The following is a 26406-nucleotide window of genomic DNA, read 5'->3' as shown; positions in this document are numbered from 1 at the left end:
ATGCTCGGTTCGTCCCGAGGAAATGCGTGCGGGCGTGATAGCCGTCGGCCATGATCGAGATATGTCCACGCATGCCGAACACCCGCCGGAACCGGATCCGGACCTGTCACAGCGTCAGCGCACGACACCGCCGGGCGCCCCGCCGGTCGTTCCGCCCGCCGTCCCGGTCAAGAAGTCTCTTGCCTCGCGCACCGGTTACGCCTGGACCGGACTCGTCGCAGGCGTCTTGATCCTGGTCCTGTTGCTGATCTTCATCGTGCAGAACCTCGAGCAGGTCCAAGTGCACTTCTTCTTCTGGGACTTCTCGCTGCCACTCGGCGTCACCGTGCTGCTGTCGATGATCGGCGGCGCGCTCGTCATGGCCTCGGTGGGCGGCGTGCGCATCCTGCAGCTGCGCCGCGCGGCCAAGAAGGTCTGACGCGCCGGATCACAGCAGCGTGGACAGCACCAGCCAAGAGACGAACGCCGAGGGGAGCATGGAGTCGAGGCGGTCCATGATGCCGCCGTGGCCCGGCAGCAGCGTGCCCATGTCCTTGATGCCGAGTTCGCGCTTGATCTGCGATTCGATCAGGTCGCCGCAAGTGGCCACCAGCACCAGGCCGACGCCGAGGACGACGCCGATCATCGAGTTGGCATCCAACAGGAGCGTCACCGTGAGCAGACCGCCGATCACGCTGAACACCAGGGAGCCGCCGAAACCCTCCCACGACTTCTTCGGGCTGATCGAGGGCACCATCGGATGCTTGCCGAACAGCACGCCCGCGACATAACCGCCGACGTCGGAGCAGACCACCAGGATCATGAAGGTCAGCACCCGCAGATTGCCGTCCGGCTCGAGCAGCAGCAGGGTGGCGAACGAGGCGAGCAGCGGAATCCAGGCCAGCGTGAACACCGTGATAGCGGTGTCGCGCAAGAAGTTTCGTGGAGCTGTCCGTAAGCCGTGGTCGAACAGCCGCCACGCCATGCAGATCAGCGTGGTCGCGGCGAACGCGCCCGCGACACCGCTGGCGCCGTACGGCCAGCCCAGCCAGAACACCGCTTGGCCGCCCACGATCAGTGGAATCCGCGGGACGAGCACATCGGCCTCGCGCAGGCGCTTGGCGACCTCCCAGGTGGCCACGCCGACCCCGGCCGCCGCGACGCCGATGAACACCTTCGGCACGAACAGCAGGATCGCGATCAGCGAGAGGCCGAGGCCGAAGCCGACGGCCAGCGCGGCGGGCAGATTGCGACCCGCCCGCGAACCACTCGAGGCGGGAGCGGTGTGCGCCGCAGCGGGATTCGCGGGACCGCCTAACCGTTCATAACCGGAAGCACCAGCATCGTGCGCGTGCTGTCGCATCGCATCGGCTGTTCCGTTCACCGGCGGCTCCTCTGCCGCACCGGTCGCGGCGGCGTTCTCGGCCACGATTGTCCCGTCGCTCAACTCGTCGTTCCGTTCGTCCCCCGCCCGGGCGGGCCTCGGCGCTGTCACGGGCGGCACTCGCGGTGACTCGGGCCTCCTCCGGGCCCGGTCACGCCTGCCGACCGATCCGCGTCAGACCTCGAGCAGTTCGGCTTCCTTGTGCTTGACCAGTTCATCGATCTGGCCGACATACTTGGCGGTGGTCTTGTCGAGCTCCTTCTCGGCACGCCCGACCTCGTCCTCGCCCGCCTCGCCATCTTTCTGGATGCGGCCCAGTTCGTCCATCGCCTTGCGACGGACATTGCGAATGGCGACCTTGGCGTCCTCGCCCTTGCCTCTCGCCTGCTTGGCGAGTTCACGGCGGCGCTCCTCGGTCAGCTGCGGCACCGAGATGCGGATGATGTCCCCGTTGTTGGTGGGGTTGACGCCGAGATCCGAATTGCGGATCGCGGTCTCGATCGGCCCGAGCTGGGCCGCCTCGTAGGGCTTGATCACGACCATGCGCGGCTCCGGCACCGTGATGCTGGACATCTGGGTGATCGGGGTCGGCGATCCGTAGTAGTCGACCACGACCCGAGAGAACATGCCCGGATTCGCGCGACCGGTGCGAATGGTTCCGAGATCGTCCTTCGCCACCGAGACGGCCTTCTCCATCTTCTCCTCGGCGTCGAAGAGCGCTTCTTCAATCACGACCGTTTCCTCCACAGCGTCGTCATGTCATGATCCGCGGTCGGCGGGTATCAGGACCGAACCAGTGTGCCGATCTTCTCACCGGCGACCGCGCGGGCGATATTGCCCTTGGTCAACAAATTGAACACCAGAATCGGCATCTGGTTGTCCATGCACAAGCTGAAGGCGGTCGCGTCCGCGACCTTGAGGTCGCGCTCGATGACCTCTTTGTGGGTGATCTCGGTGTACATGGTCGCGGTCTCGTCGACGCGCGGGTCGGCGGTGAACACTCCATCGACCGCCTTGGCCATCAAGACCACGTCCGCGCCGATCTCCAGCGCGCGCTGCGCGGCGGTGGTGTCGGTGGAGAAGTACGGCATGCCCATGCCCGCTCCGAAGATGACCACGCGGCCCTTCTCCAGATGCCGCTTGGCGCGCAGCGGGAGGTAGGGCTCGGCGACCTGGCCCATGGTGATCGCGGTCTGCACCCGGGTGTCCACGCCTTGCTGCTGCAGAAAGTCTTGCAGCGCAAGGCTGTTCATCACCGTGCCGAGCATGCCCATGTAGTCCGAGCGCGCGCGTTCCATGCCGCGCTCCTCGAGTTCGGCGCCGCGGAAGAAGTTCCCGCCGCCGATCACCACGGCCACCTGGACGCCGGTGGCGACCACCTCGGCGATCTGCTCGGCCACCGTCTGCACCACGTCCGGGTCGAGTCCGACCTTCCCGCCGCCGAACATCTCTCCGCCGAGTTTCAGCAGTACCCGGCGATATCCTGGGCGATCGGTCCCCGGGTCCGTCATGGGTCTCCAGTCTCCTTCGGCGAGGGATTGTCGTTCTTCCGGCGATTCGTTGCTCACGGCAGGCGCCTGTGACGTAGAGCAAGGCAGAGCGGCATCTATCCTGCCTTATTCGGTTGGAGCGGCAGCAGAAGGCCCCCCGTCAACCGGCGTTCGTTCGGTCGGCGGGGGGCCTGCACGCTGAAGGTGCGGCGAAACTCAGTTCGCGCCGACCTCGAAGCGGGCGAAGCGGGTGACGGTGACACCGGCCTCGTCCAGCAGAGCCTTGACGGTCTTCTTCGAATCGGTGACCGACGGCTGCTCGAGCAGCACGACGTCCTTGAAGAAGCCGTTGACCCGGCCCTCGGTGATCTTCGGCAGCGCGGCCTCAGGCTTGCCCTCCTCGCGAGCGGTCTGCTCGGCGATGCGGCGCTCGTTCTCCACGAGGTCGGCGGGAACCTCGTCGCGGGTCACGTACTTGGCCTTGAGCGCGGCGACCTGCATGGCGGCGGCGCGAGCGGCCTCGGCCGCGGCGTCGCCCTCACCGGTGTACTCGACCAGCACGCCGACGGCGGGCGGCAGGTCGGAGGCACGCTTGTGCAGGTAGGTGGCGACCGGGCCGTTCAGCGAGATGACGCGGCGCAGCTCGAGCTTCTCGCCGATCTTCGCGGCGAGCGCCTGCACAGCCTCGTCGACGGTCTTGCCGCCCAGGTCAAGAGCCTTCAGCGTGTCCAGGTCGCCCGGCTTGGCGGACGCCGCCGCGGCGACGACCTGCTCGGCCAGCTGCTGGAACTCCGCGTTCTTCGCGACGAAGTCGGTCTCGGAGTTGATCTCGACCATGACGCCGTCCTTGGCGGCGACCAGGCCTTCGGCGGTGGTGCGCTCGGCACGCTTGCCGACGTCCTTCGCGCCCTTGATGCGCAGCAGCTCGACGGCCTTGTCGAAGTCACCGTCGGTCTCGGCCAGCGCGTTCTTACAATCCATCATGCCGGAGCCGGTCAGCTCCCGGAGCCGCTTCACGTCGGCAGCGGTGTAGTTCGCCATTCTCGGCGAGCCTCCTTTGGAGAAGTGTGGATGTTGACAGCGGCGATCACGATGGCACTGGCTCGTGATCGCCGCCGAAACAGCTGGTTACGAGTCCGCTCAGGCCTCGGCGGAGGTCTCTGCGGCCTCGGCGCCAGGGGCGGCCTGCGCGAGCAGCTCCTGCTCCCACTCGGCCAGCGGCTCGCCCGCGCCCGCCTCCGGCTTCTCGTCGCCCGAGGACAGACCGGCGCGCGCCTGCACGCCCTCGGCCACCGCGGAGGCGACGACCTTGGTCAGCAGGGCGGCGGAGCGGATCGCGTCGTCGTTGCCCGGGATCGGGTAATCGACCAGGTCGGGGTCGCAGTTGGTGTCCAGGATCGCGATGACCGGGATGTTCAGCTTGCGCGCCTCGCCGACGGCGATGTGCTCCTTGTTGGTGTCGACGACCCAGATGGCCGAGGGCACCTTCTGCATGTCGCGGATACCGCCGAGGGTGCGCTCCAGCTTGTTCATCTCACGCGTCAGCATGAGGATTTCCTTCTTGGTGCGGCCCTCGAAGCCACCGGTCTGCTCCATGGCCTCGAGCTCCTTGAGGCGCTGCAGACGCTTGTGCACGGTGGAGAAGTTGGTGAGCATGCCGCCCAGCCAGCGCTGGTTGACGTAGGGCATCCCGACGCGAGTCGCCTCGGCCGCGATCGACTCCTGGGCCTGCTTCTTGGTGCCGACGAAGAGGACGGTGCCACCGTGGGCGACGGTCTCCTTGACGAACTCGTAGGCCTTGTCGATGTAGGTCAGCGTCTGCTGCAGGTCGATGATGTAGATGCCGTTGCGGTCGGTGAAGATGAACCGCTTCATCTTCGGGTTCCAGCGCCGGGTCTGGTGTCCGAAGTGTGCGCCGCTGTCGAGCAGCTGCTTCATGGTTACGACAGCCATGGCTCCCGTATCTCTCTTTCGTTTGCCGGTTGACGCAGCGAATCGGCGATCCGCTGCCCTGGCGCCACCGAATCGTCGGACCCGACCACGAAGGTGGGGACCAGCCGGCGATTCCCTGTTCCGAACACGCTGCCGCGAACCCAATTGTCTCGAGCTCGATTCGAACAGCGCCGCTGTGAACAAGCACGGTGGCGCGCGAAGTCGGTCCATGCACGCACAGACCGCTCGATCAGTTTACGACCTCGGGGCACCAGATCTAAATCGGTCCGATCCGAAGCCTCCGACCAGGCGAAACGGCGGCTTTCCACAGTCGAGCGGGTTATCCCCATTCCACGGATCGAGCCCTCGGCGACGCCGGAGCCGCGGAAGGGTTGAGCCATGAAACCGATCTCCACCGCGACAACCCTTCTTCTTCCGCTGTTCTTCGCGCTCGGCATTGTGACCGCGCCGCCGGTCGGGGCCGAGACGCCTGCCGTGAAACCCGGGCTCGGGGCCTGCACGGGCTCCGTCTGCCTGCCGTCTCTGTCCGGCCTGCCGCGTCGCGCGCCGCTGCCCTTCCGGCAAGCCGGACTCGGTGGCGGTAAGGACGACCGGCATGAGACGAGTTCCGCCCCCGGTAGCGACCTGTGCGCACCGCCCGCACCCCTCTGCGGGCCGTAGTCGGACCTCCCGGCGCGGCGCGAATGACCAGGTCGAATGCGATGCGGCGGCGGTCTTCTTCGGCGCTGGCTCTCGGCATCGCCGCAATCGTCGCGGCGGCGCCGACCGCGACAGCCCGACCCGAAGGGCGATTCGACTGGCCCCTGCAGCCGCGCCCCGCGGTGGTTCGGCACTTCGACAAACCCGCGCAGAACTGGCTACCGGGGCATCGGGGGGTCGATCTGGCAGGCGCCGAGGGGCAAGCTGTGCTCGCGGCGGGAGAGGGGATCGTCATTTTCGCCGGAACGGTGGCCGACAAGCCGGTCGTTTCCATCGACCACTCCGGCGGGCTCCGCACGACATACGAGCCCGTTCGCGCCGAAGTCCCCGTGGGAAGGCGGGTCGGACGAGGTACCCGGATCGGCACGCTGGAGTCGGGGCACCTGGGATGCGTGGCGGTGTGTCTGCACTGGGGAGCCCGCGTCGAGGGCGGTCTCCACCGCAACCGTGAGTATCTGGACCCCCTCGGGCTTCTGCATCTCACTCCCCTGCGGCTCAAGCCGGTGCGTCCTGGTTCCAGCGTCGGACGATCCGCCGCGTCGCAGCGCATCGGTCGGCGGCCTCGGCGCCCCCGGACCGGCGTGTCTGCGGCAGAAGGTGGCGAGACCGTAGGCCGTGGGGCGAAGATCAGGACATGGCGGATGGACTGGAGCCGTTCACGTACTCCGAACTCGGCGCGACCCGGGGTGTGGCGCCGGAGGGCTATCACGGGTTACGCCTGCGGCGGCGCATCGGCCGGGGACGCGCGCTGTTCGAGCAGGCGGGGGCGCAGATTCTGGCCTACCGCGTGCAGAAGGGCACCGGGATCTTCCGATCCGCCGATACTCCGACGGCCGAGCCCGGCACCGCCGTCACCGTGCGGCTCGGAGTCGGGCCGTTCGGGATCACCGCTCCGTGCCGGGTGGTGTACGTCCTCGACGAACCCGACCGGCGGGGTTTCGCCTACGGCACCCTGCCCGGGCACCCGGCCTCCGGTGAAGAATTGTTCGCGGTCGAGTACGACTCCGCCGACGACATGGTGTACGGGCTGATCGTCGCGTTCTCCCGCCCAGCCACCTGGTACACCCGGCTCGGCGGACCCGTGATGCGGCTGACCCAGCGCTTCGTTGCGGGCCGATACCTCGCGACATTGCCGACGTCCGATTGAACGATGACGGAACGGCCGTACATTCGGAACAACCGAAAAGTGCTTTGTATCAGAACTTTTGATCAACCAGCAGGGCAGCGACGACGGGGCGATACTGTTCCGGTGACCGGCGAACCCGAAATGGCCGAGGGTCCTGTGAATTTCCCTGTGGACAGCGATCCGGCCTCGCCCATTTACGGCGAGGCACTCGACAGCCGTGCCGAGATCCAGGAGATCATCGAATCTTCTCGACTGATGGGCGTCGAGTCCCTTTCGTTCGACCAGATGATGACCTACATCACGGCGAAGCGCGAATACCAAGCATCGGCCTATGCCGACACCGAGGCCGTCGATCGAGCTCGGCGCGACCATGAACTGCAGGCGGAGTCGCGCCGCACCGAGCTGATCAAAGAAGAGGCGGAGGCGAAGAACAAGATCCTGGAGGCGCGCTACCGCGCAGGACTCGCCGCCGCGCTGGTGGCGGGCACGGTGGCCGGAGTCATGTTCGGCATCGTCAAAGGTCTGCCCGCACAGGAACTGACGCAATACCTGGCGCCGGTGTCGGGCCTCGCCGGGATCGTGGTCGGCTATTTCTTCGGCCGCGAGGCGAGATGAGCAAAGCGCGAACTATGGTGTGACGATCGCGAAATCGGGGTCCGGGGCGTCGAAGATGTCGACCAGTTCGGCGAGCTTGGTGACGTCTCCCTCGATGATGATGTCGCCGGCGGCCGCCGCGACGCCGAAGTCGTCGCCGGCCAGCAACACGCGGATCAGTGTTGCCTTGGCCAGCGTGAAGGTGGCATCGGCTTCCGGCAGGGACATGCCCGGGGCGACGTCGAAGTGGGTGAGGCGGCCGTTGCGCAACTCGAGCCGATGGGTGCGGTCCTGGTCGGTGAGGATCCAGTCCGTCACCAGCCGATGGTTCCACGCCTTCGGGCCGTCGACGCGCAACGCCAGCGCGTCGAAGATCTGGTCGACGGACAGCGCGGCCGCCATGGTGGCCGATTCCGTCTTGGTGGGCGTGCCGAACGAGCCGTAGCGCAGTTCGTAGGCGCCGCTGAGATAGAAGTTGCGCCACGTGGCGTTCTCCGCGCCGTAGCCCAGTTGCTCGAACGTGCTGGCCTGCAATTCTTTCGCGGCGTCGTTGTCCGGATCGGCGAAGATGACATAGTTGACCACCTGCGCCACCCAGCGGTAGTCCCCGGCGTCGTAGGATGCCCGCGCTTTGCGGAGCACTTCTTCCGCACCGCCCATGAATTCCACGTGCCGCCGAGCGGATTCGACCGGCGGATGCTCCCACAGATGTGCGGGGTTGCCGTCGAACCACCCCATGTAGCGCTGATAGACAGCCTTCACGTTGTGACTGACCGAGCCGTAGTACCCGCGCGCGTGCCAGGCCTCCTCGATGGCGGGCGGGAGGGCGACCAGCTCGGCGATCTCCGCGCCGACGTAGCCCTGGTTCAGCAGGCGGACGGTCTGGTCGTGCAGATACCCGTACAGATCCCGTTGCAGCGAGAGGAACTCCACCAGGCGGTCGGTGCCCCAGGTCGGCCAATGGTGCGAGGCGAAGACGACGTCGGAGTCACGGGCGAACAGGTTGATCGCCTCGGTCAGGTATCTCGCCCAGACATGCGCGTCACGCACCAGCGCGCCGCGCAACGTGAGCACGTTGTGCAGGGTGTGGGTCGCGTTCTCCGCCATGCACAGCGCGCGACGGTCGGGGAAGTGGAAATTCATCTCCGCGGGCGCTTCGGTGCCGGGCGTGAGCTGGAAGACCATCCGTATGCCGTCGATCGTCTTCTCTTCCCCGGTGGCGGTGATGTCGACGGTCGGGGGGATCAGCGTGACCGTGCCGACCGACGTGGTCTGGCCCAGCCCGGAGCCCACCGCGCCCAGCGGACCGCGCGGCAGCACGGCGCCGTACATGTACCCCGCACGGCGCGCCATCGCCGTGCCCGCGTAGATGTTCTCCGCCACCGCGTGTTCCAGGAATCCGGCAGGCGCCAGCACCGGGCAGCGTCCCGTCTCGACCTCCTCGGCGGTGATGACGCCGCAGGCTCCGCCGAAATGGTCGGCGTGCGAATGGGTGTAGATCAGACCGGTCACCGGGCGGTCGCCACGATGCGCGCGGTAGAGCGCGAGACCGGCCGCGGCGGTCTCGACCGAGATCAGCGGATCGATCACGAGGACTCCGGTCTCGCCTTCGACCAGCGTCATATTGGAGATGTCGAAACCACGGATCTGATAGATGCCCGCGCACACCTCGTACAACCCCTGTCGCACCGCGAGGCCGGACTGCCGCCACAGGCTCGGATGGACCGAGGGCGGGCAGGGTTCGCGCAGGAACGAGTAGGAGTCGTTGTCCCAGACGACGGTTCCGTCTTCGGAGGTGACCACCCCGGGTTCCAGCGCGGCCACGAAGCCGCGATCGGCGTCGGCCAGATCGGTCCTGTCGGCGAATGGCAGCGCGGCGGTCGCACGCTCGTGCTCCGCGACGATGAAGCCGCTCGGCTCGCTCGCTGTGCACATTGTCGTCCTCCTGTCGTCTCGGCCAACTTTGCTGGGCCGCTACCCGATCAAGGCAGCGGTTCGAGAGAACCGGCCGCCGCGGCGGCCAGCGCGACCACGACCACGGCCGCGGCCGTCGCGGCGATGACGCGACCACCGTGGGCGTAGCGGCCCCGGCGAAGACCGCGGTTGCGCAGATAACAAGCCCCCGTCAGCGCCGCCATCGCGATCGCGGCGCCGATGGGCGCGACCGCGGCCGCACGCCATCCGCTGCCGAGAGCCTGATGCAGGAACAGCGTGCCGACGACCATCGCCGACACGGCGGTGCGCCGCCACGCCAGTGCGGTGCGTTCGGCGGACAGATGTGGCGCGCTCACCGCAGCAGCACCGCCACCGCCGCCAGTACCGAGACGATCGCGATGCCCGCCGACAGGATCGGCACCAGCACCGTCTCCGGCAGCGGATCGCCGCGCCGCATGGCCACGCCGATGCGCCGCCAGTGCCCGTACGCGCCGATCGCGACGACCGCCGCCAAGACCAGGCAGCTGAGCGCGATCGCGCGCCGCAATCCCGCGATCCGGAACGACTGAACCAGTGTGTGCACCGCGACGCCACCGGCCAGCAGTCCGAGCGAGGTCCGCATCCAAGCCAGGAAGGTGCGCTCGTTGGCGAGCGTGAAGCGGTAGTCGAGCTCCTCCTCACCCTCTTCCCCTTCGGCTCCGGGGTTCGGGTTCGGGAGCGTCACGCCGCCTCGGTTCGGGTCGAACGACATCGGGCGTCCGCCCACCTGCGCCTCGCGAGGGCGACCCGCTCGCGCCCCGCGGGTCTGCATGTCGTTGCGCCAGGCGGTGTTCCGATGCGCAGGAGGACGCCGGACTGCACGGTGGTCACGACACACCACGCTAGTGGGGATCGGGGCAGCTCGCGGCGCACCATCACCGGCGGCGGGAACGCGACCGACTCCGTCACGTGTCCTGAGAATCTTGTCCGGGCGAGCACACTGACCATCGAGCGGTCCGGTCGGCCGGCCGAAGACCCGAACGTTTCTGAATAACTCAGCAACCATATTTTCGGCACGTATCCGGTACCGGAAATCACTTGCGCAAGCCACCCGAAATCGTGCGATATCCGCTGTTCACAGCGCCCATCAGCGACGCAGGTCCGGTCGGCGACGATCACGGGCACACTCCATAACTTAGAGCGCTGGCAAACGATCCGCTAAGCCAGGCTAACCGCAGCCGCGGCGGACCGTCCACGTACCCCACCCGCCCGTGACCGGGTGGTTATGCGGAAGGCACGTCAGATCGAGATCGCGTCTTCGAACGTCATCGCCAGCCGCGAGACGGACGACGACATCGACGCACGCCGCGGCAGGCCGAGCGACCGGAGTTCCGCGGCGATCGCATGGTCGCCCAGCGTCAGCTCCGCCCCGCCGAGACGCGCACGCATGCCGGAAGGCCGCATCTCCCAGCGCGTGCAGCGAGTGACGCCGTCGATGTGCGAGTAGGCGTCGAACGAGGACGCCGCGGCGCGACCGTTCGGGGTCGCGAATCCCGGCCGCACCGTGAGATCGGCGATGAGCTGCCCGTCCTGGTGCAGCGCGCCGCTGCGCGTCCGGCCGTCGTGATCGACGACGAATTCGGCGAGTTCCTTCGGAAAGCCCCAGATGCCACGCCCTGCGGCCAAAGTGAACTCGCCGTCCACCGGCAGCTTGTGGATGAACACGCCGGCCTGCCCGGTCACCAGCGCCCGCAGGTCGCCGATTCCGGAGGGCGCCCCCGCGGTGTGGTGGCGCACCATGAACGAGACGCCGAACTCGTTGTACGGACCCAGATCGCCGTCGACGTAGTCGACGAAGACCAGCGTGCACATCGCCCGCCCGCCCGGGAGCCGGAGAATCCCCAAGCCGGAGTAGTCGATGAGGCGCTGCGCCCGTTCAGCGGGCACCAGATAGGTGGCCATGAACGCGTGCGCGAGCCGGATGCGGACCGGCATGCGCACCTCTCGGCCGAGAACGGTGTGCGTGCTCACGTCAGACGCCTTTCTGCGCATCGGCGCTCGGGCGCGCCGCGTGGCCATGCGTGATCCGGTACCGGATCACGTCTAAAAACACGTTTCAATTTATCGGCACAATCCCGAGTTTCAGCCCGTTTCAACTACCGAGAACCTGTTTCACCTTGTTCAGCGTCACCCACGGGCGATCCCGCCGCCCGCGACTCTTGCCCGGGTTCCCGCAGGTTGCGCAGGCGAGCTTCCAGGCCATCGAGGACGCAGAGCAAGCCGAAGTCGAACGCCATCGCACGCCCGGCCTCCTGGTCGGTCGGCACGGTCGCCCGATAGTCCGCCAGCATCTCGGGATAGTCGCCGGCCACGTCCTGCATCACGCGCAGCACGCCGTCGGCGTCGATCTCCATCCCCTCGGATACCTTGTCCCATGCGATCTCCGGAATCACCTGGCCTAAGACGAAACACATCACCGTGCCGCTCGCCAGATAGATGTCCACGCCATGAAAACCCGCCCGGACGAACGCGCGGCGCAGCCGATCGCTCAGACGCAGCGAGTTGGGGCCGATGCTCGGCAGTTGCCCGACCAGCGACGCCATCCATGGGTGCTCCCTGATGGACGCGCGCAAGTTGTAGGCGAAGGTGTTCAGCAGTTCACGCCAGGACGCCTCCTCGGGCTCCGGGGTCCGGACCAGACCCCAGAACTCGTCGAGCACCAATTCCAGCAACTCGTCCTTGTTGGAGACGTGCCAGTAGAGACTGGTCGCCCCCGCACCCAGTTTCGCGCCGAGCTTGCGCATGCTCAGCGACTCCAGCCCCTCGGCGTCGAGAATCTCGACGGCCGCCGCGATGATCTGCTCGCGGCGCAGCCCGGGCGATTTGGGCTGGCGCGGCTGCTTGGTCCATACCGACGCGAACTGCTTGGTCACAACACGATCTTATAATCGCTCGCACGCTGTTCGAGTTTCTCGTACGCTGTGCGAGTGGAATCGAACATTGTGCGAGACCCCCGGCGCTGGTGGGTCCTGGGGGTCCTCTGTCTGTCCTTGCTGGTGCTGATGCTCGACAGCACCGTGCTGAATCTCGCCATCCCCTCGCTGATCCGGGAACTGGGCGCGACACCGTCGGATGTCCAGTGGATCCTGGACGCCTACGTGCTGGTCTTCGCCGGGCTCCTGCTCACCGCGGGCAGCTTGTCCGACCGGTTCGGCAGGCGACGAGCGCTGATCACCGGGCTCGCCGTGTTCGGGATGGCCTCGCTGGCCGCCGTACTGGCGACCGAACCGTGGCAGGTCGTGGCCGCCCGCGTCGCGATGGGCGTCGGTGGGTCGCTGTTGATGCCGTCGACGCTGTCGATCCTGATGACCAGCTTCGCCGAGGACGAACGGCGCACGGCGATGGCGGCGTGGTCGACGGTCTCCATGGTCGGCATCGTCGCCGGTCCCACGCTGGGCGGCTTCCTGCTCCAGCACTACTGGTGGGGATCGGTCTTCCTGCTCAATATCCCGGTGGCGGTGCTCGCGATCATCGCGGCCGTCGCGCTGATGCCGGAGACCACCGGCGAGCAGCGACCGGTCGATCTCGTCGGCGTCGTCCTCTCCGTCGTGGCGCTGAGCGCCACGGTCTACGTGATCATCGAACGGGAATGGAACTTCGGCGTGCTCGCGCTGGCCGCTGTCGCGGCGACCGCCTTCGTCATCTGGGAGAGCCGTTCGGCACATCCGATGCTGCCGTTGGCGGTGTTCCGCAGCCGCGATTTCACCGGTACATGTTTCACCCTGTTGCTGATGGTCTTCGGCATGGGTGCGGTCATGCTGATGCTCACTCAGTACTTGCAGTTCGTACTCGGCTACGGCCCGATGAAGGCCGGACTGGCGTTGCTCCCGTACGCCGTGGCCGCCGCGGTCTGCAACGGCCTCGGCGCGACGCTCGGCAAGACGCTGAGCAATAAGACACTCGTCGTGTCCGGCCTGCTCGTCATGGGAGTGGCCTTCGGCGTCCTCGCGCTCGGGAGCGGATATCTCTGGGTGCTGGTCAGCATGCTGGTGATGGGTGTGGGCGGCGGCTTGGCGGGTCCGGCCGCCTACGCGGCCATCATGAGCGCCATTCCGCTGGAGCACGCCGGTGTCGGCTACGCGATGAACGACACGATCCAGCAAGTCGGCATGGCGATCAGCATCGCCGTCCTCGGTAGCGTGCTGGCCGGTGTGTTCACCTCGAACATGCCCGCCGACGCGCCCGACACGGCGCGTGAATCCATCGGCGCCGCCTTCCAGCTCGGCTACGTCGAGCCCGCCAAGGACGCCTTCACCGCCGCTATGTCCACGGGCGCGTGGATCAGCGCCGGATTCAGCATCGCCGCCGCTGCGCTCGGCGCGGTGCTGCTGCGCGCCCGGCGTCCGCAACCGGCCGAGCAGCCGGATCCCGCTGCGGTCGCGCACGGCTGATCGTTTCGGCGGGCCGCCTGATTCGACGGCCACATTCGTTTGCGCAGAATAGCGATTCCGATGTCTTCTCGCCTCCTCCGGTATGAATGATTCCGACCCGGAGGCTGATGGCCTCTTGCGCTTGCTCCGAGCAGAGTTGGTTGTGTGTTCACACTGAGGCCTTCAACAAACGAGGGCTGGTGAAGCAATCAACCACTGGAGACATCATGATCACGAACAAAATGCGCGTAACGGCGGCGGCGGTAGCGCTCGCACCGATCATCGCCCTCGGGTCAGGTTTCGCTTCTGCAGCCCCGGACGTAGCACCGGGACCGGTGCAAGTGGCGGACCATCCGGTACCTGTCCAGGTCGAGCCCGCGACACTGGGCCTGATTTGGCCGCTGGGCATTTTCTGCGCTCCTCTGTTGCTGCTTCCGCCGGTGGCCAATGCGGTTGCCGTGGCCATTTGCGCCGCCTGATCGCGTTTCGTCATAAGCCCGTCGAACACGAGTGCGCCTCGGGCGTAGACCCGAGGCGCATCACTTCTGACCATCGATTCCCGTCCCGATGAAGAAATTCGTTTCGAGCCGTATCCCTGCCACGTGAACATCTGGGAATCGACGGTGACGCACGGACAAGTACGGTTGAATTACCGGATGACCAAGTTCAGGAAACTCGTGGGCGCTGCGGCGGCATTCGCCGCGCTGACAGCGCCGTTCGGAGCACCTGGGACCGCGCAGGCCGCGACGCCATCCGTTCTGGGTGGTGGCTCCGGCATCGTCGTCGGCGGTCAGAACATCTGCACTCTGACCACGATCGGACGCGACTCCGGTGGTCGGCTGGTCGGGTTCACGGCGGGTCATTGTGGTGGGGCGAATGCCGCCATCGTCTCGGAGAACGATCGCGACGCCGGCACCCTCGGCACCATCGTCTACGCCAACAACGACATGGACTACGCCGTCATCGAATTCGATCCGGGGAAGGTGACGCCGGTCAACCAAGTGGGCGGAACCACCATCACCGGCCTGGGCGGGCCGGCTCGATTCCCGGACACCGTCTGCAAGGAAGGCAGGACCACCGGCCGGACCTGCGGGCCTGCCTACGGCGATATGTTGACGGGCGGCAATTCGACGTGGAGCCAAACATGTGTCGCCGAGGGAGATTCGGGCGCTCCGCTCGTCGTCGGAACGACGCTCGTCGGCATGGTCAACGGTTACTTGGCGGTGCCGTGCCTCGGACCGGAACTCGGCGCCGACATCACCGCGGTCGTCGCGGACGTGAATGCACGCGGCGGGGCAGGGTCCGGTTTTCAGCCGATCTGATCGGATTTCATTTCGTTCCCAGCCGGAGCCTTACCTCTCCTGGTCGGTGATGATGCCGAATTCGATAGCGCGTTCGACCAGGAACAGCCTCTTCTGGTTCGGGGGTAAGGCTTCGACCTGGAATATCCGGAACAGCGCCCGCATATGCGTCTTCACCGTGGACAGACTCAGACACAAATTGTCCGCGATCTGCCGGTTGGAGGCAGGGTACGAGTACGCGTCGCGCGCGTCGTACGGGTGACACAGAGCCTCGAGAACCACGTACTGGGCCGGGGTAAGGGAGTTTCGGGTCGGCAGTGGTGAATGGGCGAGAGTCATTTCCTCGTCGAAGGACTCGTCGACCCGCAAGACGAATACCGATCGACCCACGCGAATCATGTCGCCGGAACCGAGCTTCCGCCGACCGCCCACACGTTCGCCATTGACGAATGTCCCATTCTTGGACAATCCGTCGTCGACGATGGTCCAGCATCCGCCCACCCGCTCGAGAATGGCGTGCAGCCGGGACACGGTCGGGTCGGAAGTCACGATGATGTCGGCGGCGACGGAGCGCCCGATCGTCATCCTGGACGCGCCGCCGTCGAGGGAGATCTCCCGCGCCCCGTCCGGTGCGGCGGGCTGCGGCGAGGCGGAAGCGATGGCCGAGCGTCGCCACGCGGACTGCCCCACCAGTGGGTACAGTTCGCGACGCAGGGCCTCCGGTCCGCTGGACGTAGACATCGCTCGTCTTCCCACTCGAAGTACGCCGTGAACTGCGGGCACTGATTCGCTACTTCAAGGGTGCCCTTTCTCAACGCCGATCACATGCGTATTCGACTACTTCGCTGCGCGAGCGAGGCAGTACCGGACCGCAGTGCACGACAATGAACGGAAATCCAACCGATCGGTCTGAATAATGCTGCCTCCAGCGTGGGGCAGTAAGAATGGTCGAGATGAGCGTCATCATTCGACCGCGCACCGAGGGTGATCTCGACGCCTGCGCCGCGGCACTGCGGCACGTCCACGACAGCGATCGGTATCCGGACGTGTGGCCTGCGAACCCGGCAGGCTGGCTGTCGCCGCCCAAACTCCTCGCGGCCCTTGTCGCCGAACACGACGGAGCGGTGGTCGGGCACGCCGGACTCGGCACGGGCGGCGGAATGCCGGAGGTCGTGCGCGAATCGGTCGGCGCGGAGACTGTCGTCTCGGTGATCCGGCTGTATGTCGTCCCGGCCGCGCGCCGGGTTGGAGTGGGTTCGCAGTTGCTGACCGCGACTGCGCGCATGGCCGCGAGCCTGGGGCACCGTGCTGTACTCACCGTGGCCTCCGACAGTGCGGCGGCGATTGCGATGTACGAGCGGCACGGTTGGCGGCAGGTGTACAGCGGGCTCGGCGGTTGGCATACCTCGGATGGACAAGAGGCGCGGGTGCATTACTACGTCAGCCCGTGACGGGTCGCGGATGTTGTCGCTTGTCCGCTCACTCCCTTTGTCCGGGAGATCGCGGCCTGCGACGATGCCGGGTGTCCCGGCGCGCGCCGCCTGGGCGGAACCGGCGACCGCACTGCGAAGATGCGGGTTCGGCAGGGGCGCGACGAGCAAAATGGATGCGGCTCACTCGATAAAGCCCACACGGCCTCCCACGCACACGCGCCGGCAGGCAGGCTAAGGCACTGGCCCCGCCCACACTCGCACAGTCCAGCAGGCCAAGAGCACCGGCCGCCCACACTCCGGTAGGCCAACGCACAGGCCACGCCTCCCTCACCCACACTCTCCAGCAGGCCCACGCACGAACCGCCGCCCCCACACACTCCAGCAAGCCAAGGGCACCAGTCGCCCACACTCGCACACGCTCAGGCAGGGCAAGGCACGGACCGCCGCCCCCAGACACTCCAGCAGGCTACGCACGAACCGCCGCCCCCACGCACACACTCCAGGATGGCCAGCACGGGCCGCCAGCACTCGCACACGCTCCAGCAGGCCAACACACGAACCGCCGCCCCACGCATACCCCAGGATGGCCAGCACGGGGCGCCAGCACTCGCCCACGCTCCAGCAGGCCAACACACGAACCGCCGCCCCCCAGACACTCCAGCAGGCTACGCACGAACCGCCGCCCCCACGCACACACTCCAGGATGGCCAGCACGGGCCGCCAGCACTCGCACACGCTCCAGCAGGCCAACACACGAACGGCGCGACTTCACGCACACTCCAGCAGGCCCAGCGGCGCGCCACGGGGCCGCCCACACTCTCACATGCTCCAGCAGGCCAACACACGGACCACCGCCCTCCCGGCCAGGCCCAGCGGCACGCCACGGGCCGCACGCGCTCCAACAGGCGCCAAAGCATGGGCCCGGCGCACTGTGCACGTGCGCGCCCGCTGGCGGTACCGGAGGACAGCGTGCCCGGCCATCCGACCGGTTGCCGACGCCGTGATTGGCATCGACAGCCGGGCTATTTGTCGTCGCCTTCAAGATGCCGCCGTCTCCGCGTGACCCCAAAGGGCCGAAGCCGATGGACGCCGCGTCGCCGAAGGTGAGCTGCATGCACTCGTTCGCTCGGCCCTCACCCGGATCGATCACTTGGGTATCGGCGAAACCAACGTGCACGCACTACGCCCCGTCGCCGCCACCGCCCCACGAGCGGGTCAGGCGCGGGGGTGAGCCTGGTCGTGCACCTTCTTGAGACGGTCGATGGAGACGTGGGTGTAGAGCTGAGTGGTGGCCATGCTTGCGTGTCCGAGGAGTTCCTGGACCACGCGCAGGTCGGCACCGCCCTCGAGGAGGTGGGTCGCCGCGGTGTGCCGCAGACCGTGCGGCGCCAGGTCCGGTGCGCCGGGGATGGCCGAGACCACCTCGTGCACAACGGTTCTGGCCTGGCGCTGATCCAAGCGCCTGCCGCGGCGGCCGAGCAGCAGCGCTCGACCCGAGTCCGCGGTGGCGAAAGCGGGGCGTCCGTAGCGCAGCCAGTTGCCTACCGCCTCGTCGGCGGGCGTGCCGAACGGCGCCGAGCGCTCCTTGTTGCCTTTGCCGAGCACCCGCACCACGCGCCGCTCGCGGTCCACGTCTTCGATGTCCAGCCCGCACAACTCGCTGACCCGGATACCGGTGGCGTACAGCAATTCCACGATCGCCCGATCGCGCAGCGCCATCGGATCGCGCTGCGCGGCACCGGATTCCGCCGCGTCCATGGCACCGAGCGCCTGTTGCCGCCCGAGTACGGCGGGCAGCACGCGATGCGCCTTCGGCGACCCCAAACGCAGTCCGGGATCGACAGGCAGCCGGCCGGTCCGGGTGAGCCACGCGGTGAACGTGCGCGCCGATGACGCCCGCCGGGCCACGGTCGTGCGCGCCGCACCCGCGGCGGCTTGCCGGGCCAGCCACGAACGCAGCAACATCAGGTCCAGTTCGCGAATCGCCGAATCCGCCGATCGCGCGTACAGATGCTCCAGCAAGGATCGCGCGTCCCCCAGATACGCGCGCACCGTGTGCTCCGAGCGGTTGCGCCCGAGCAGCAGATGCCTGCCGTACTCCGTCAGCAGCGCTTCCAGGTCTTCGGGCAGTTCGTCCATGCCTCCACCGTCCCCACCCGTGGTCCGGATGGCAAGCGACCGCGCCGAACCCGCTCATCGACCCCGTACCGTTCGGTGCCAACCGCTTTCGTCACTGGACACCAGACCCGCCAATTCGAGAGCGGACAAAGTCGCACGGACCACCGGAAGCGACAATCCGCACTGCCGGGCGACCTCCAGTGGCAGTCGTGAGCCGATTCTCGGCAGCGCCGCGAAGACCAGCGCGTCGTCTTCGGTCAGCTGATCCTCCGGATTGCCGCCCGCTGCCGCCACGGGGATCGACAGCCGCAACGGTCCGGCCTCGTCGACGACTTCTTCGGCTCGGGTCACCAGCAGGGCTTCGCCGTCGCGGATCATGCGGTGACAGCCCACCGAAGCGGCCGAGGTCACCGGACCCGGCACGGCCAAGGCGGGACGACCCATGCGGCGTGCCCATTTGACGGTGTTGCGCGCGCCGCTGCGCAGGCCCGCCTCGACGACGATCACGCCGTCGGCGAGAGCGGCGATCAAGCGGTTCCGGGCCAGGAACTGATGCTTCTGTGCGGTGACGCCGGGCGGGTATTCGCTGACGACCAAACCTGATTCGGCTATATCGGCCAGCAGGCGTTCGTGCTGCACCGGATAGGGCCGGTCGATGCCGCAGGCCAGCACGGCGATCGTGGGGCCTTCCACCGCCAGCGCTGCCCGGTGCGCCATGCCGTCGATACCGAACGCCGCTCCGGACACGATGGTCCACCCCTGCGCGGCGAGGTCGCCCGCGATCTCCCCCGTGACCCGGTTTCCGTAGCCGGTGCTGCACCGCGCACCGACCACCGCCACCGCGCGTTCACTGGATTCCAGCAACGAGCGCGGGCCACGTACCCACAACACCAGCGGTACCGCGCCGTCGCGATCCTTGCCCGGCTCGAGCTGGGCGAGACCGAGCATGCGCCATGCGGGCCATTCCGGATCGTCCGGCGTCACCACGCGCCCGCCGATCCGCTCGACGGTCTCGAGATCCCGCGCCGCGAGATCGATGTCACGCCGCTGCGCCGTGGGCCCGCGAAGCGGCTCGGGCAACGCGCACTCCCGCACGGCACGGGCCGCCTCGACAACCCCGACCGACTCGATGAGCGCCGACAGCGGAGCACACGGCCCCTGCACCACCCGCGACAGATACACCCACGCGAGCCGCGGGTCGTCGCATTCACCGGACGACGATCCCGCTCCGCTCACGGGCACACCAACCACCGCAGGCGCATCTACGACCCCAGGAACGCCCGCCGCTGCCGGCGTCTCGACAACCGGTACTCCGTTCGCCGTAGCAGCCACCTCCGCGAGCACAGAGCGATCCGCGCCTGCACTCGAGTCCCCGACTCCAGAGACCGCCACCATCGCGGGCACCTCGACGACGGCAGGCACATCCACGTCGCGCCCTTCCGCATTCCCAGCCACGTCTACAACCACGGACAAACCCGCCCGGGCAGGCAGATCTTTTGACGCGGGCACCTCCACGGCCTCACGCGCCTGTCCGACACCAGGAACAACCACCTCGGCGACTGCAGGCGAATCTGCGGCAGCGCGCATGTGGGCCCCCGCCATTGCCCCGAAGACCACAGGGGCGCCGACGATCGCTGGCAGATTCACGACGCCGGATAAATCAATGCTTCGAGGCACGTCCACCACCGCGGGCGCATCGGCGGCCACAGGCGCACTGTCGGCTGCAGTTGCGTTCGCGCCCGCAAGCACGTCCGCAACCCGAGGCCCGTCCTCGGCGGTAGGCACATCGACCGCCACACACGCCCTATCGGCTGCAACTACGTCCGCGCCCGCAAGCACGTCCGCAACCCGAGGCCCGTCCTCGGCGGTGGACACATCGCCGACCACACACCCGCTGTCGGCCGCAGTTGCGTTCGCGCACGCAAGCACATCCACGACCCCAGCCACATCCCCGGCGGTAGGCACATCGGCGGCCACAGGCAGGTCGTCCGCGCCTTCGGGCGGCACTGTCGCACTCATTGCGCACCCCGCTGACGGAAGTTCAACGCGGACAGTACGTCCTGCGCAGAGGGCAGCTCGCCGCCGCGCAGATCGCATATGGTCCACGCGACGCGGATGGCTCGGTCGGCACCCCGCGCGGACATGCGACCGAGACGCAACGCGGCCTCGACCGGAGCGAGCGATTCGCGCGGCAACCGGAATCGTTGACGCAGGATGTGGCCGGGAACCTCAGCGTTGGTGAGCCATCCGTATTCGCGCCACCGGGCGGCGGCAGCGCGCCGTGCGACGGCGACCCGGCCGCGGACCACCTCGCTGCTCTCGGCTGCATCGGTGCTGAACGCCGCGCCGGACTGCCCGTGCATCCGCACCCAGATGTCGATCCGGTCCATCAGCGGACCGGACAATTTGCCGAGATAGCGACGGCGAGCCAGCGGCGCGCAGATGCAGTCGACGTCGCGCGCCGGAGCACATGGGCACGGATTGGCCGCCAGCACCAGCTGGAAGCGGGCCGGGTACCGCGCGACACCGTCGCGCCGGGCGATGCGCACTTCCCCTTCTTCCAACGGCGTTCGCATCGCTTCCAGCACTTTCGTGCCGAGCTCGGCACATTCGTCGAGGAACAGGACACCGCGGTGGGCTCGGCTGACCGCGCCCGGCCTGGCGGTCCCCGATCCGCCGCCGATCATCGCGGTCACCGAGGTCGAGTGGTGCGGGGCGACGAACGGCGGCGCGGTGACCAACGGGTGATCGCCTGCGAGTGTGCCCGCCATGGAGTGGATGGCGGTGACCTCCAGCGCCTCGGTCTCCGTGAGTGGTGGCAGCAGCCCAGGAAGACGTTGGGCCAGCATGGTTTTGCCGATGCCGGGCGGCCCGGTCAGCAGCAGGTGGTGCCCGCCCGCCGCGGCCACCTCCAAAGCCCAGCGGGCTTCTTCCTGCCCCACCACCTCGCTCAGATCGCCGCCGTGGCGCACCGTGTCCGGCAGGTCGCCGTCCGGCTCGTCGAGCGCGCCTTCCCCGCGCAACCAGGCCACCACCGCGCGCAAACTGCGCGCCCCGAAGACCTCGATGCCCTCGACGAGCCCGGCCTCCGCCAGGGTCACCGCGGGCACCACGACGGTCGACCAGCCCGCCCTGCGCGCGGCGAGCACGGCGGGCAGGATGCCGCGCACTCGCCGCACCCGTCCGTCCAGCGCGAGTTCGCCGAGCAGCACCGTCTTCGCGAGCCGTTCGGAGGGCACCGAGCCGGACGCGTCCAGCACGGCGATCGCGAGCGCCAAGTCGTACACGCTGCCCAGCTTCGGCAGTGTCGCGGGCGACAGCGCGAGAACCACCCGGCCGTCGGGCCACTTCTCCCCCGAGTTCGCCACCGCGGAGCGGATCCGGTCACGGGATTCCTGCAACGCGGTGTCGGGAAGCCCGACCAGGTGGACCGATGGCAGGCCCTGTCCGATATCTGCCTCGATCTCGACGAGCAGACCGTCCACGCCGGTGACGGCGACCGAGTGCGCCCGCCCCAGCGCCATTCAGAACACCGCCTCGAGATGGTCGATGACCGGTGTACGCCCCCGCGCCACCAGCACCGACACCACGTCGAACCGGATGCGCCGCCACGGTCCGTCCTGCTCGGCCAGCCACAGCAGCGCCAGCCGCCGGATCCGCTGCCGCTTGGCGAAGGTGACCGACTCCGCGGGTGTGCCGTAGCCCAGCCCGGAGCGGGTCTTGACCTCGACGAAGGCGGTCACATCCCCGTCGCGGGCGATCAGATCGAGCTCGCCGTATCGGCACCGCCAGTTCCTGGCGACGATTTCCATCCCCGCGGCGCGCAGAAAGTCCGCCGCTAATTCCTCCCCGTGCGCGCCGAGCGCCTGTTTGTCCGTCACCCGGCCAGCGTGCGCCGCAGCCGGATCAGGTCAGCGCCGCCGACCGGGGGAATCGGAAAACCTGTTGATAACCGAGTCGCTGTGCAGAACGCCGAGCGGGCTCACTCGGGCAAGCGCAGGTCCGGCTTCTCCAGCTCCTCGATGTTGACGTCTTTGAAGGTGATGACCCGGACGTGCTTGACGAAGCGGGCCGGGCGGTACATGTCCCAGACCCACGCGTCGCTCATCCGCACCTCGAAGTACACCTCGCCGTCCGCGTTCTGCGGCCGCAGCTCCACGGAATTGGCCAGGTAGAAGCGGCGCTCGGTCTCCACCACGTACGAAAACTGACCGACGATGTCCTTGTACTCGCGATACAGCGAGAGCTCCATCTCGGTTTCGTACTTCTCGAGGTCCTCGGCACTCATCGGGTGGGACGTCCTCCTTCTCGCCGCATCGCGTCGTGTGGTGACATCATCGCGCATGCGCTGCATCGGTAGCTACTCGGCCAGCCGTACGCCCGTTCGGAAACTGCTCCGACAGCGCCTCGTCCAAGCCCTCGGCCAGTACGGCGTCCGCGACATCGGCCGCCGCCGCGACCGGGCGCAACCCGGCGGCTTCGCGTACGTTGCGCCAGGAGCGCCGGTGCTCGCTGCTCGGGCCGAGACGTTGCAACGCGGCGGTGTGCTCGGGCGTGTTGTAGCCCTTGTGGGCGGCGAATCCGTAGCCGGGGAACCGCCCGTCCAGCTCGACCATGATGCGGTCCCTGGTGACCTTGGCCAGGATGCTGGCCGCCGCGATGCAGGCCGCCGCACCGTCGCCGCCGATCACCGGCAGCGAAGGCACCGGTATGCCGGGCACCCGGAACCCATCGGTCAGCACGTAGCCGGGAGTGCGCCGGAGCCCGGCCACGGCGCGGCGCATCCCCTCGATATTGGCGACGTGGATGCCGATCGAGTCGATCTCCCAGGCCGGGATCACGACGACCTGATAAGCGAGTGCCAGACGGACGATCACCGGATACAGCTCTTCGCGAGTGGCCTCGGTGAGCTTCTTGGAGTCGTCGAGGCCGGCCAGCCTGTCGTAGGCCTTCGGGGCCAGCAGGCACGCCGCCACCACCAGTGGTCCCGCGCAGGGGCCGCGCCCCGCCTCGTCGACACCCGCGACCGGCCCCAGACCACTGCGGATCAACGCCGCCTCGAGCGTGCGCAATCCTCCGGCCCTGCGCATCACCACACGCGGCGGCCAACCGTTACCCACCGGCACTCGACCTTGCCCCACCGTTCAATTATCCAGCGCCTCGCGTGATCAGTTCTGCTGGGGATTCTCCGAGTGCACCGGACCGATCCGTCCGGGCGGCCAGATCTTGAACACCGCCTTGCCGCGGACGTTCTCCACGGGGATGGTGCCCTGCAGTTCGTCGGTGATGTGGGCGCGGGAGTCGGCGGACTGGTTGCGGTTGTCGCCCATCACCCACAGATGCCCTTCGGGCACCTTCACGGGCTTGAACTCGCGGCCGCCGGACGCGTTGTAGGGCTGGCCGGGCACGTACGGGGCGAGGTACCGGGCGTACGGCTCGTCCAGCGGCTTGCCGTCCACGATGACCCGCCCCTGCGGGTCGCAGCACTCCACGGTCTGGCCGCCGACCGCGATGACGCGCTTCACCAGATCGTTCTCGTCCGGCGGCACCAAGCCGAAGAAGGAGAAGAAGTTCTGCACGCCACGGACCGCGGGATTGTCCGAGCGGATCGACTGGTAGCGGGTGTTCCACGACGGCGGGCCGACGAACACGACCACGTCGCCCGGTTGCGGGTCACCCCAGTAGTAGCTCAGCTTCTGCACGTAGATGCGGTCGCCGGTGCATCCGGCGCATCCGTGCAACGTGGTTTCCATCGACTCCGAGGGAATCACGTACGGCCGACCGACAAAGGTAACCATCAGCGCGGCGATCACCGCGGCGATCACGATGAGGATCGGCAATTCCTGCCAGAACGGCCGCTGCTTCTTCTTCGATCGCCGCTTGGCGCGACCCGCCCGCGTACTCTCGTCGCCCGATTCGGACACCGATACCGACCCACTTTCGTCTGCCACGCCGAACAGATTAGCCCGGCAGCGAAACCGAGGTCCGATGCCGGGCTGAGGAAGATCTGTTGTGCCGAAAAGCTAACTCAGCGCTTTTCCTTGATCTTGGCGGCCTTGCCACGCAGGTCGCGCAGGTAGTACAGCTTGGCGCGACGGACATCACCGCGGGTCACGACATCGATGTGGTCGATGTTCGGGCTGTGCACCGGGAAGGTGCGCTCGACGCCGACACCGAACGACACCTTGCGGACGGTGAAGGTCTCGCGGATGCCACCACCCTGGCGACGGATCACGACGCCCTTGAAGACCTGGATGCGCTCCTTCGAGCCTTCGATGACCTTCACGTGCACGTTCAGCGTGTCGCCCGGCCGGAACTCGGGGACGTCGCTGCGCAGCGACTTCTCGTCGACGAAGTCAAGGGTGTTCATTTCCATCCTTATGGTTTCGCGCGAACAGAGGACCCTGGCGGCACTTGGCGTGCTCGGCCGGTTCATGCTCCGATCAATGGGATGCGCCGGGTCGACAACCACCCAGGGCAACCTGAGCATTGTGCCAGATCGGCGCGCCGTGGAAGAAATCGACCCTGGTGGTGGCGAGTCGGCGGTCTCTTCACGTTACGCCCGAGGCGGTGCGATCGGTTCACGACTCCGGCGGGAGTATGGGCGAGGCGAACACTTCTTCGAGCGGAATCGGGCCGGTGTAGCGGCGGCAGTTGCAACCGACCCACTCACGCAGGCCGTGGATGCCTTTGCGGGAGATCTCGGCGTGACAAGCGCCCGAGGAGCGGTCGTGCAGTGCCAGGTCGTGACCACAACCGCAGCGTGCGCGAAGCTCCTTCCCCGCCCGGCCTCGCCGAGGCACGAATCGACCACATACCCAGCCGACACCGACGAGGCCGGCGCCGACCGCAAGGCTGAGCGGATCCAACATGAACGCAGTATACGTATACGCATAGCCACCGTCGATCGAAAAATGTCCTGCGACAGAACCATTTACGGGTTACGCGACACAGAGGCTTCCGGCAATCTCACGCGACCCCGATCATCCCCCGCCGCGCACGGCACGTTGCCGGCCGACCCCTCCGCTGAGCGTTCGTCAGCGGTGCTGTTCGCCGGAGATCGCGTCCTGGACAGGCGGCGGGCCGGGCGTACGCGGCGAGCCGTGGTCGGAGTGCCAGAACGAATGGTCGCGGTGCGGAGCGGGCGGGGCGGGCACAACCGTACGGGTGAGTTCCGCCTCCGCCGCCGTGCGGACGTGCTCGACGTCCGGTTTTCCGGCGACCAGATCCTGCACGAAGATCTTGGCGCGGATGACCGGGCGACGGTATCGCCGTTCCCGGACGATGGCCCGGTACCTCAGGCGCCTGCGGTCGCCGTAACGCCAGCGCGCCCAGGGCGCGCCAGGGCGGCTCAGCCGCAGCGCACCGACGACCAGCAACGGCAGGAAGAACATGCCGAACAGGCCGGTCCAGATCTTCCCTTTGGCGATCACGATGGCGGCGAGAGCGAGGTTGACCACGGCGAACACGACGACGAAGGAGCGGACCTCCAGGCTCGGATCCCGCCGGAAATCGTTGATGTCCAGCAGCCACAGCGGATGGAAGCCCAGCAGCAGCAATCCTGTCACGGCGAGCGCGACGAACACCGCGTCCACCGATGTCCGCCCCTGCTCCTCCCAATACACGTCGCGCAGATAGAAGATCAGCGCGAATTCGTCGAGCACCAGAGCGGCGCCCACGCCGAACAGCGCGGCGAGGATGCTGCCCGTGGCGGTGTCGGCGCTCTCGTACTGGGCGACCATGCCGACGCCGGAGGACAGCAGCAGGATCACCCCGAACACCATGTGGTGGATGTGCGTGTCACCGGCCCGCAGGTTGCCCGGCCACCAGCGCACCCGCGCGCGGATCAGCCGGACGCTGAGGCGGATGAACAGGAATCCGACGATGAATCCGAGCAGGAAGCACAGCAACGGCAGCCGCCCTTGGGCGATCACGTCCTCGTGGAGCCACCGTCGCATGGCCGCTACTTCCTCCTGCGGACCGGG

General features: G+C 67.6%; 29 protein-coding genes and 1 pseudogene. 9 read left to right on the top strand and 21 right to left on the bottom strand.

Annotated elements, in window-relative coordinates:
* The first annotated feature begins 61 nt into the window (after positions 1-61).
* Positions 62-418 (top strand): LapA family protein, encoded by a 357-nt coding sequence (locus ACL03I_RS03175; protein ID WP_355069930.1) that lies wholly within the window; start codon positions 62-64, stop codon positions 416-418.
* Between the two features lie 9 nt (positions 419-427).
* On the opposite strand, the gene ACL03I_RS03170 is transcribed toward ACL03I_RS03175, so the two are convergent.
* The 5 genes from ACL03I_RS03170 to rpsB form a co-directional block, all read right to left on the bottom strand.
* The gene (locus ACL03I_RS03170) at positions 428-1342 is read right to left on the bottom strand and encodes a phosphatidate cytidylyltransferase (RefSeq protein WP_379251573.1); all 915 of its coding nucleotides are present in this window, start codon (positions 1340-1342) and stop codon (positions 428-430) included.
* A 195-nt stretch (positions 1343-1537) separates the two neighbouring features.
* Complete coding sequence (frr, locus tag ACL03I_RS03165; RefSeq protein ID WP_355069927.1) at positions 1538-2095, bottom strand: ribosome recycling factor; 558 nt, start codon at positions 2093-2095, stop codon at positions 1538-1540.
* 50 nt (positions 2096-2145) lie between these two features.
* Entirely contained in the window at positions 2146-2874 is a 729-nt protein-coding gene (gene pyrH / locus ACL03I_RS03160) for a UMP kinase (RefSeq protein WP_039799499.1), read from the bottom strand.
* Positions 2875-3069: 195 nt separating this feature from the next.
* Positions 3070-3894: a translation elongation factor Ts gene (gene tsf, locus ACL03I_RS03155; protein ID WP_355069925.1), complete on the bottom strand. Its 825-nt coding sequence runs from the start codon at positions 3892-3894 to the stop codon at positions 3070-3072.
* A 99-nt stretch (positions 3895-3993) separates the two neighbouring features.
* Complete coding sequence (rpsB, locus tag ACL03I_RS03150; protein WP_355069923.1) at positions 3994-4806, bottom strand: 30S ribosomal protein S2; 813 nt, start codon at positions 4804-4806, stop codon at positions 3994-3996.
* Positions 4807-5184: 378 nt separating this feature from the next.
* Here rpsB and ACL03I_RS03145 point away from each other — a divergent pair, with 378 nt between their 5' ends.
* The 4 genes and pseudogenes from ACL03I_RS03145 to ACL03I_RS03130 all read left to right on the top strand — a co-directional run bounded on the left by ACL03I_RS03145 (position 5185) and on the right by ACL03I_RS03130 (position 7246).
* A complete protein-coding gene (locus ACL03I_RS03145) occupies positions 5185-5466 on the top strand; it encodes a hypothetical protein (protein ID WP_355069921.1) in 282 nt (93 codons plus the stop codon).
* A gap of 23 nt (positions 5467-5489) precedes the next feature.
* Positions 5490-6011 (top strand): annotated as a pseudogene (locus tag ACL03I_RS03140) (M23 family metallopeptidase); the annotation flags it as partial.
* A gap of 128 nt (positions 6012-6139) precedes the next feature.
* Positions 6140-6652: a DUF1990 family protein gene (locus ACL03I_RS03135; protein ID WP_355069919.1), complete on the top strand. Its 513-nt coding sequence runs from the start codon at positions 6140-6142 to the stop codon at positions 6650-6652.
* A 102-nt stretch (positions 6653-6754) separates the two neighbouring features.
* Positions 6755-7246 (top strand): hypothetical protein, encoded by a 492-nt coding sequence (locus tag ACL03I_RS03130; protein ID WP_355069918.1) that lies wholly within the window; start codon positions 6755-6757, stop codon positions 7244-7246.
* 12 nt (positions 7247-7258) lie between these two features.
* On the opposite strand, the gene ACL03I_RS03125 is transcribed toward ACL03I_RS03130, so the two are convergent.
* The 5 genes from ACL03I_RS03125 to ACL03I_RS03105 form a co-directional block, all read right to left on the bottom strand.
* A complete protein-coding gene (locus ACL03I_RS03125) occupies positions 7259-9160 on the bottom strand; it encodes an alkyl/aryl-sulfatase (RefSeq protein WP_412805105.1) in 1902 nt (633 codons plus the stop codon).
* Positions 9161-9207: 47 nt separating this feature from the next.
* On the bottom strand, positions 9208-9516 hold the full coding sequence (locus ACL03I_RS03120; protein ID WP_355069915.1) for a DUF202 domain-containing protein: 309 nt from the start codon (positions 9514-9516) through the stop codon (positions 9208-9210).
* On the bottom strand, positions 9513-9911 hold the full coding sequence (locus tag ACL03I_RS03115; protein WP_355069913.1) for a YidH family protein: 399 nt from the start codon (positions 9909-9911) through the stop codon (positions 9513-9515). The genes ACL03I_RS03120 and ACL03I_RS03115 overlap by 4 nt, the downstream gene beginning before the upstream one ends.
* 527 nt (positions 9912-10438) lie before the next feature.
* The gene (locus ACL03I_RS03110; RefSeq protein ID WP_355069911.1) at positions 10439-11170 is read right to left on the bottom strand and encodes an acetoacetate decarboxylase family protein; all 732 of its coding nucleotides are present in this window, start codon (positions 11168-11170) and stop codon (positions 10439-10441) included.
* Positions 11171-11295: 125 nt separating this feature from the next.
* Positions 11296-12072, bottom strand: coding sequence for a TetR/AcrR family transcriptional regulator (locus ACL03I_RS03105; RefSeq protein WP_412805104.1), 777 nt, complete (start codon positions 12070-12072; stop codon positions 11296-11298).
* Positions 12073-12126: 54 nt separating this feature from the next.
* On the opposite strand from ACL03I_RS03105, the gene ACL03I_RS03100 reads away from it, so the two are divergent.
* From ACL03I_RS03100 to ACL03I_RS03090, 3 genes are all read left to right on the top strand, one after another.
* Positions 12127-13590: an MFS transporter gene (locus tag ACL03I_RS03100; RefSeq protein ID WP_412805103.1), complete on the top strand. Its 1464-nt coding sequence runs from the start codon at positions 12127-12129 to the stop codon at positions 13588-13590.
* A 206-nt stretch (positions 13591-13796) separates the two neighbouring features.
* Positions 13797-14048: a hypothetical protein gene (locus ACL03I_RS03095; protein ID WP_039799516.1), complete on the top strand. Its 252-nt coding sequence runs from the start codon at positions 13797-13799 to the stop codon at positions 14046-14048.
* 177 nt (positions 14049-14225) lie between these two features.
* Positions 14226-14891: a chymotrypsin family serine protease gene (locus ACL03I_RS03090; RefSeq protein WP_355069907.1), complete on the top strand. Its 666-nt coding sequence runs from the start codon at positions 14226-14228 to the stop codon at positions 14889-14891.
* A gap of 30 nt (positions 14892-14921) precedes the next feature.
* Here ACL03I_RS03090 and ACL03I_RS03085 read toward each other — a convergent pair whose 3' ends face one another.
* Positions 14922-15611 carry an FHA domain-containing protein gene (locus ACL03I_RS03085; RefSeq protein WP_355069905.1) on the bottom strand — a complete coding sequence of 230 codons (690 nt, stop codon included), beginning with the start codon at positions 15609-15611 and terminating at the stop codon, positions 14922-14924.
* 212 nt (positions 15612-15823) lie between these two features.
* Between ACL03I_RS03085 and ACL03I_RS03080 the strand changes: the two genes are divergently transcribed.
* Positions 15824-16321, top strand: coding sequence for a GNAT family N-acetyltransferase (locus ACL03I_RS03080; protein WP_355069904.1), 498 nt, complete (start codon positions 15824-15826; stop codon positions 16319-16321).
* Positions 16322-17518: 1197 nt separating this feature from the next.
* Here the strand turns inward: ACL03I_RS03080 and ACL03I_RS03075 are convergent.
* From ACL03I_RS03075 to ACL03I_RS03030, 10 genes are all read right to left on the bottom strand, one after another.
* On the bottom strand, positions 17519-18442 hold the full coding sequence (locus ACL03I_RS03075; RefSeq protein ID WP_355069902.1) for a tyrosine-type recombinase/integrase: 924 nt from the start codon (positions 18440-18442) through the stop codon (positions 17519-17521).
* A gap of 54 nt (positions 18443-18496) precedes the next feature.
* On the bottom strand, positions 18497-19657 hold the full coding sequence (gene dprA / locus ACL03I_RS03070; protein WP_412805102.1) for a DNA-processing protein DprA: 1161 nt from the start codon (positions 19655-19657) through the stop codon (positions 18497-18499).
* Positions 19658-20436: 779 nt separating this feature from the next.
* On the bottom strand, positions 20437-21945 hold the full coding sequence (locus tag ACL03I_RS03065; protein WP_364427199.1) for a YifB family Mg chelatase-like AAA ATPase: 1509 nt from the start codon (positions 21943-21945) through the stop codon (positions 20437-20439).
* Positions 21946-22302 carry a YraN family protein gene (locus tag ACL03I_RS03060; protein WP_355069898.1) on the bottom strand — a complete coding sequence of 119 codons (357 nt, stop codon included), beginning with the start codon at positions 22300-22302 and terminating at the stop codon, positions 21946-21948. It lies immediately after the preceding gene.
* Positions 22303-22403: 101 nt separating this feature from the next.
* On the bottom strand, positions 22404-22709 hold the full coding sequence (locus ACL03I_RS03055; protein ID WP_011210678.1) for a DUF2469 domain-containing protein: 306 nt from the start codon (positions 22707-22709) through the stop codon (positions 22404-22406).
* A gap of 46 nt (positions 22710-22755) precedes the next feature.
* Positions 22756-23562 carry a ribonuclease HII gene (locus ACL03I_RS03050; protein WP_397275559.1) on the bottom strand — a complete coding sequence of 269 codons (807 nt, stop codon included), beginning with the start codon at positions 23560-23562 and terminating at the stop codon, positions 22756-22758.
* 27 nt (positions 23563-23589) lie between these two features.
* Positions 23590-24372, bottom strand: a complete 783-nt coding sequence (gene lepB, locus ACL03I_RS03045) for a signal peptidase I (protein ID WP_355069897.1) — start codon at positions 24370-24372, stop codon at positions 23590-23592.
* Between the two features lie 77 nt (positions 24373-24449).
* The gene (gene rplS, locus ACL03I_RS03040; RefSeq protein ID WP_014352079.1) at positions 24450-24791 is read right to left on the bottom strand and encodes a 50S ribosomal protein L19; all 342 of its coding nucleotides are present in this window, start codon (positions 24789-24791) and stop codon (positions 24450-24452) included.
* Positions 24792-25002: 211 nt separating this feature from the next.
* Entirely contained in the window at positions 25003-25293 is a 291-nt protein-coding gene (locus tag ACL03I_RS03035) for a hypothetical protein (protein ID WP_355069896.1), read from the bottom strand.
* A gap of 165 nt (positions 25294-25458) precedes the next feature.
* Entirely contained in the window at positions 25459-26379 is a 921-nt protein-coding gene (locus ACL03I_RS03030; RefSeq protein WP_355069895.1) for a hypothetical protein, read from the bottom strand.
* Positions 26380-26406: the final 27 nt, after the last annotated feature.

This window comes from Nocardia sichangensis (assembly GCF_047200615.1).
GTDB classification, from domain to species: Bacteria; Actinomycetota; Actinomycetes; order Mycobacteriales; family Mycobacteriaceae; genus Nocardia; species Nocardia sichangensis.
This window is presented reverse-complemented; position numbering and strand designations above follow the sequence as displayed.